At 38.7% G+C, this 7,279-nt stretch carries 7 protein-coding genes; all 7 read right to left on the bottom strand.

Going from position 1 to position 7,279, the window contains the following annotated elements; genetic code table 11:
- Positions 1–192 precede the first annotated feature (192 nt).
- Positions 193–1,539 (bottom strand): HAMP domain-containing sensor histidine kinase, encoded by a 1,347-nt coding sequence (locus AC5WOF_RS19360; protein ID WP_496051585.1) that lies wholly within the window; start codon positions 1,537–1,539, stop codon positions 193–195.
- Complete coding sequence (locus tag AC5WOF_RS19355; RefSeq protein ID WP_496051584.1) at positions 1,536–2,222, bottom strand: response regulator transcription factor; 687 nt, start codon at positions 2,220–2,222, stop codon at positions 1,536–1,538. Before AC5WOF_RS19355 ends, AC5WOF_RS19360 begins: the two co-directional genes overlap by 4 nt.
- 22 nt (positions 2,223–2,244) lie before the next feature.
- Positions 2,245–3,459 carry an ABC transporter permease gene (locus tag AC5WOF_RS19350; protein WP_496051583.1) on the bottom strand — a complete coding sequence of 405 codons (1,215 nt, stop codon included), beginning with the start codon at positions 3,457–3,459 and terminating at the stop codon, positions 2,245–2,247.
- Positions 3,456–4,181 (bottom strand): ABC transporter ATP-binding protein, encoded by a 726-nt coding sequence (locus AC5WOF_RS19345; protein WP_496051582.1) that lies wholly within the window; start codon positions 4,179–4,181, stop codon positions 3,456–3,458. The genes AC5WOF_RS19350 and AC5WOF_RS19345 overlap by 4 nt, the downstream gene beginning before the upstream one ends.
- Complete coding sequence (locus tag AC5WOF_RS19340) at positions 4,181–5,497, bottom strand: efflux RND transporter periplasmic adaptor subunit (RefSeq protein ID WP_496051581.1); 1,317 nt, start codon at positions 5,495–5,497, stop codon at positions 4,181–4,183. Before AC5WOF_RS19340 ends, AC5WOF_RS19345 begins: the two co-directional genes overlap by 1 nt.
- A 333-nt stretch (positions 5,498–5,830) precedes the next feature.
- The gene (gene msrB, locus AC5WOF_RS19335; protein WP_496051580.1) at positions 5,831–6,259 is read right to left on the bottom strand and encodes a peptide-methionine (R)-S-oxide reductase MsrB; all 429 of its coding nucleotides are present in this window, start codon (positions 6,257–6,259) and stop codon (positions 5,831–5,833) included.
- Between the two features lie 82 nt (positions 6,260–6,341).
- Positions 6,342–7,097, bottom strand: coding sequence for an SDR family oxidoreductase (locus AC5WOF_RS19330; protein ID WP_496051579.1), 756 nt, complete (start codon positions 7,095–7,097; stop codon positions 6,342–6,344).
- Between the last annotated feature and the right edge of the window lie 182 nt (positions 7,098–7,279).

Raw genomic sequence — 7,279 nt, 5'->3', positions numbered from 1 at the left:
TTTTTTTAAAATTTATTTTTAGCATGTCACTTCATTTTATCCCTCAATCTGTTAAATCTCTCTACTGTATTATAAGTTTATTGCTTTTGACTAAGTAATTGGACATAGTCGCGTCAATGATTTTAAAGGGCATGTTTCTCTTAAAAACTGCAAAACAAAAAACTCCCGCTATTAGCAAGAGCTTTCAAGAGTTTACTTCCCTAGATACCGCAAATGAACAGTAAAAGTTGCGCCTTCTCCCTTTGTACTTCTGACTGTGATATCTCCTCCATGTGCCTCGATATACTCTTTTGCGATCGCTAAGCCCAAACCCATACCACCATGCTCGCGCGAGCGATCCTGATCTGCACGATAGAAACGATCAAAAATGTAAGAGAGGTGTTCGGAATCAATTCCGCTTCCATTATCTTTTATATGGATAAAAACATCTGGATTAAGTGCTTCTAATTGAACTAGTACCTTGCCGCCTGCTGGAGTATGACGGAGCGCATTGGTGATAAGATTAACAAATACTTGTGTGATTCGATTTGGATCAATGTACAGTAGAGGAAATGCGTTGTTATTAAGATATTCTAACCGCAGATCAATATCACGTTCAGATGCTTCCAATTGATACATACTTACAATATTGCTTAACAGACCACCTATATCTGTATCGCTCTTATGCAATGGTAGTTGTCCTACTTCTGCTAATGACAACTGATGTAAATCTTGAACCAAATGAATCAACCGAGCAACTTCATCTTGAATTGGCAGTAAGGTTTCAGGCTCTGCTTTTTTTATTCCTTGCTGAATCAATTCCATTTGACCCTGAATAATTGTCAAAGGTGTTCGAAGTTCATGTGCTACATCAGCTACTAAATGACTCCTCGCTTGTTCTGTTCGATATAAGCGATTGGTCATCAAATTAAACGTCTCACCAACTTCCCCAAATTCATCATTTGTATGAATTTCTAATTTTGCTTGCAAATCTCCATCTTTGATTTTTTTCATACTTTGTATCATGGATTGCAAAGGATTAGAGATAAAACTAGACAGCCAAATCCCTACTAACAATGCAATAAAGGAAGTAATAATAATCCCAATAAATGTACCCATCTTCATGGAATGGAATACCGTTTGCTCCATGATAGTAAGCCGATTGGAAATGCCAGTCGTTAGCTTTAAAATACCTACTTTTTCGTTATCGATCATGATATTTACCGTTACGATATCGCCATTCTTTTGATTATTCGGACCGAATTGGGATAACACATTTCCATAAATATCGGTCAGAACAATACTATCCATACGATCACGATCGCGGTTTTGACCAGCTAAAAAATGAACAAATCCATCTACGCCAAACCAAGAATTATTATTCTCCTGATAATAATAAGCAAGCTGGTTAGACCATTGCTCAGCACTTGCTTGTCTCATATTTTTCGCATAGCTTTCGAGCATTTGCTGGGTATATAAATAAGTGATTGCATAGTAAGCAGAACCGAGAAAAACAATTAAAACTATCAAGCTTAAAATCAATTTGTTTCGGAACTTCATTGAATATCTCCAAATCGGTATCCAACACCATGTACGGTTTGCACAAATCGAGGATTGGATAGATCATCTTCAATTTTTTTCCGTAAATGGCTGATATGACTATCGATACTTCTTTCATAACTGAGATAGGTGTCGCCTGTTATGACTTGAAGTAATTGCAGTCGACTATATACTACACCCGGCCTGGTAGCTAGAGTAAGGAGAATTTGAAATTCAGCTGGAGTCAACATAACTTCTTTACCTTTCTTCAACACAACATGTTTCTCCTCATCTATTACAACATCTCCTCTTTGAATAACATGGGAATTCAAAGAGGATGGATTTGTTCTTCGTAAAACAGACCGAATACGAGCGGCTAATTCTCTAAGGCTAAACGGCTTGGTCATATAATCATCTGCGCCAACTTCCAATCCAACTACTCGGTCCATTTCTTCTGTTTTCGCAGTCAACATAATGATCGCCACATGAGATTTTTTTCTGATGTTCCGACAGACTTCTAGGCCGCTCATTTCTGGTAACATCCAGTCTAGGATAACAATATCCGGATTTTTATCGGATACTGTTTGAATTGCTTGACTGCCATTAGTAGCAGTCATCACATCAAATCCTTCTTGTATTAAGTAAGGCTCGATAACATTTAATACCTTCAATTCGTCATCAACCACAAGTACTGATGTTTTCATTTTTCAACCCCCTCTTGAACCTTTACTCATATCGTAAAGCCAATATAGGAGACAGCTTAGCTGCGCGATATGCGGGATATAATCCAAAAACCAATCCAATCACTAGTGATACAACAAAAGAAAGCCATACTGCGGTAAAGCTGATCGGAACATCACTTTGCATCAATATCCCAGCTATCCATGAACCGACAGCCCCGATCAAGATTCCAAAAACTCCTCCACACAAACCAACCAAACCACTTTCAAATAAAAACTGTTGCAAGACAGATTTTTTGGTAGCTCCAAGTGCTTTTCGTAAGCCGATTTCTTTGGTTCGTTCTGTAACAGAAACCATCATGATGTTCATGATACCGATGCCCCCAACTAAAAGGGAAATTCCTGCGATACCGCCTAAAAAAGTCTGCAAAGTTTTACTAACTGATGTCAATGTACTCAGCAAGGTTTCTTGGTTAGTAACAGTAAAATCTGCTGTATCTCGAAACGACAACTGGTGACTCGTGCGAAGTGTCATTTCCACTTCCCTTTGTGCTTGTTCCATCTGGTTAGAGTCTTTGGCAGAGGCATATATTATGATGCTGCTAGTTTCCCCTGCAATCTTCTTTTTCATCGTCTCAAACGGCACGATGATTTTATCATCGTTATTGGTAGCGCCACTTGATCCTTGAGAGGTAAGTACACCGATAACTTGGAAGTAAAGATTACCGATTTGAATCTTTTTCCCGATTGGATTTACGCCGGTACCAAATATATTTTCAGCAGCTGTCGTTCCTACTACTGCAACTTGAGCCGCATTTTGATCTTCTACCGTATTGAATGCTCTACCTGCAGACAGCGTCAAATTTCGAATCGTGAAAATATCTGGTGTCGATCCTTCGATACTCGTTTGAAAATTATTACTCTCATAAATAACCTGCGATCGGGAAGTAATAGTAGGAGCAACCGCTGACAATGAAGATAATTTACCCAATGCATCCACATCTTTTGTCGTTAAAGAATTAGAAGAACCAAGTCCTTGACTAACCCCATTGTCATCGGAAGATCCCGGAGATATGATCAATAAGTTTGAACCCAATCCCTGAATCTGAGATGTGACACTGCTTGTTGTAGCTCCACCAACGCTCATCAAGATGATAACAGATGCAACTCCTATCACAATTCCTAGTAAGGTAAGGATAGTTCTCATTGGATTTAACCTCAGACTTTTTACTGCTGTTTGCATCAACTGAACGGTACTCATTGAAATTCACCTACAGGCAGACGAATTGGAGCACTCACCAATTCGTCCTTAAAAATATTACCATCACGGAATCGAATAATCCGCCCAGCATGTTGACCTACTTCCTCTTCATGAGTAACAATCACAATTGTTTTTCCTTCTTGATTTAACTGTTGAAAAAGGGATAAAATCTCATTCGTTGATCTGCTGTCCAGATTTCCTGTTGGTTCATCGGCAAGAATAATATCCGGATCATTAACAATGGATCTAGCTATAGCAACTCTTTGTTGTTGCCCACCTGATAGTTGACTGGGATGATTTTGTCCCTTTTCCTTTGGATTCAATCCTACTCTCTCCATTGCCCTAGCAGCTCTTTCTGTGACGTTGCGTTTATGCTTTTTCTTGCCATACCAGAGAGGCAGAGCAATATTATCCAAAGCACTTGTACGAGCTAATAAATGAAAGCTTTGAAATACAAACCCAATTTTCTCATTTCGCAACGCCGCCATATCTTCCTCGCCTAATCGTGATGTGAGAACATTGTCAATCCAAACCTCTCCACTTGAAGGGGTATCTAACAACCCCATTAGATGCATGATAGTAGATTTCCCCGAACCAGAAGGACCCATAATCGCAACAAATTCACCTTTTTCAACAGTCAAATTAACCCGATTTGCAGCATAAAAAAGTTCGCCGCCCATATTGTATGTTTTACTTGTTTGTTTAAGCTGAATAAGTGCCATTAGTTCTGCCCTCCTCTACCTTGACCTGCTCCGCCAGATGGAAAATTACCACCAAATCCTCCTCCATTCCCACCATTCGTTCCACCCATGAAACTGCGCTGGTTTTGATTACTGGAGTTAGAACTGCTAGAAGATGGAGTAATTGGAGTGTAAATAGCAACTTGGTCGCCTTCTTTTAACCCACTTTTCACTTCAACATAGTCACCACCATATAAGCCGGTTGTAACTGCAACAAAAGTAAGTCCTGCTGGTAAGTTGCTAGACTGATTGGCATTATTGCCGGAACTGTTTCCTTGAATATATACTCCTGTTTTTCCTTGTTGCTGTACAATCGCCGCAGTGGGTACGCGAAGTACATTCGCTTTCTGCTCTTGTGTTATTGTCACTTCTGCACTGACACCTGGAAGCAGTTTTGTACTAGAGCTTGTAGGTTTATCTACTTGAAGTACGACAGGGTAAGTAGTAACACCGCTATCTGTTTGTGGTAAATAACTAATTCCTGTTACTGTTGCTGTTAATTTGGTTTTTTCTTCATTTGACAGAACAGCTGTTGCAGTTTGTCCAGATTCGATTTTTTCAGCATCTGTTTGAGGAATATTTGCTTCAATCTTAAAATTACCAGTATCTAAGTTCGTAATAACTGCGATGGTATTACCACCAGAAGTAGATCCAGCATTTGAAGTTGTACCTGAGCTTGAATTCCCATTATTTCCGGATCCGGAAGATGTAGATGAGTTCGTAGAAGATGAACTGTCATTCAAATCCATCACTTGCATTACGGTTCCTGCAATTGGACTCTTTATCGTACAATCTGCTATTTGCTGTTCAATAGAATCTACACTCGCTTTTTGTTGATCAACATTTGCTTGTGCTTGTTTGATACTATTTTCATCTGGTTCTTTCGTAGTACTTTGACCTTTTGCATCGACGACCGTAGTCGTCTCCTCTGCTTGATCTAACTGCGCCTCTGCTTGATCTAACTGAGCTTGTGCCTGTTTTAATTGCAGCTCTAAATCAGAAGTATCCAACTGTGCAACTTTTTGCCCCTTCTTCACCTTTTCATTCGTCTTTACATAAACTGCCGTCACTTCTCCTGAACTTGTCAATGTAGCTTGATTTGCTGGATTTAGCGTTCCTGTCAAACTTACCGTTTTCTCTACATTCCCTTTATCAACCTGCGTCCAGCGTACGTTACCTTGTGTATCATCTGCTTCCGCATTCTTGGCATAAATCCAGTAGCCACCTCCTCCAGCGACTAGCACCAAAACAAGTAGAATACTCCATAATTTCTTACGAGATTTACCTTTCCCTGTCAAAATGACACCCCCTCTATGTATCACGCATAAAAACCATTATAAAGAGGACATTTGGAGATTATGTGGTGATAAATCAGAGAAAATTTGATATTGGTTGGAAAATTTTTGAATCAGCATTACCAAGACTATTAGTAACGGTAGAACTATTTTAATATTGAGGATTTTAATTTTCAGTATAGAGGAATATTATGGGGGGTTTTAAGCCAACTATAATCGAGAAAACTAAGACTTTTGTCCTAATGATGGATTTTGGAGCTGATACAGTTCTTGCTCTATAGAAAATAAAGTTATTTAAAAAAATCAATAAAAAAATGCCTCTTACTTAGAGGCATTTCATGAAAATAATGAAAGATAAGCTCCATATCCCTCTTTCTCTAAATCCTTTTTGGGAACAAAACGAAGTGCAGCTGAATTTATACAGTATCGTAGTCCATTAGGTCCTGGACCATCGGGAAACACATGCCCCAAATGGGAATCTGCTTCTTTACTTCTGACTTCCGTACGAATCATATTATGAGTGTAATCAGCCTTTTCTACGACCTCTGCTTCTTCAATTGGTTTCGTAAAGCTCGGCCATCCGCATCCTGCATCATATTTATCTTTAGAACTGAAAAGAGGTTTACCAGAGACAATATCAACATAAATGCCTTCTTCTTCATTATCCCAAAATTCATTTCGAAAAGGTGGCTCTGTTGCGTTCTGTTGCGTAACTTCATATTGTAAGGAAGTTAATTTTTTTAATTCCTCTTGACGTTTTTTCATCTTGATACCTCTTCTATTCTAGAATAGTTAAATTGCTTTGTGACTGTAATTCGAATCGATGGAAGGAAGTCATGATAGTGGGTTAAATACCATAAGTGTTTCCTCCATTAATGGATAAACATTGACCAGTGATAAATTTAGATTCCTCTGATGCAAGAAAAGTTACTGCATTTGCAATATCTAAGGGTTCGCCCAAACGATGTAACGGAACATGAACTCGATAATCTTCTGTTTCCAGCCCTTTATGCCGTTCTACTGGAATCCACCCTGGTGCTATTAAGTTTACCCTAATTCCGTAGGGTCCTAACTCGCTTGCCCAAGAACGAGTCATTCCAATCATCGCTGCCTTTGCAGTTACATAACTGGAAAAATGAGGATTTCCCAACTGAACAACTTCGCTGCCAATATTGATAATACTTCCCCTCATCTTTTTCTTCATACTGGGAAGTACCGTTTTAATGAGATATAGAGGTGCTTTTACGGAAAAATCCAATTGATCTTGATATGTTTGCCAACTACTGTCCTCAATGGACAACTCAGGTTGAGGTCCAGTTGCATTATTGACTATTACATCAATTGACTGTTTAAATGTTTTTTCCACCTTCTGTATAAGATGCTTGACCTCATTTTCCCTAGTAATATTAGCTCGAAAGTCAATCGCTCGACCATTTTCCCTTTCAATTAACTCAATTGTCTGTTTTGCATTTTTTTCGTTACTAGCATAGTTAACAGCAACATAAGCACCATTTCGGGCAAGTTCTAAAGAAATCCATCTTCCCAATCCCCTCGATCCACCAGTAACAAGGGCTACTTTTCCTGACAAACGTTTTTTTGTCACACCAAATCCTCTTTTCTTTACAGTACACTAATTTTTCTCTAATGGGATAACGTAATGGAAATTTTATTAATTTATTATGGGAAAGATTAATATGGCAGAGATAATAGAGGTTAATTCTATTCGTTATTATGCGCATGATGATAACTAAAAACCCCTCGTACATATGTACGAGGGGTTGAATT

Source organism: Shimazuella sp. NTD250 (assembly GCF_059510375.1).
The sequence above is the reverse complement of the archived record's forward strand: the minus strand, read 5'-3'. Positions and strand labels throughout refer to the sequence as shown.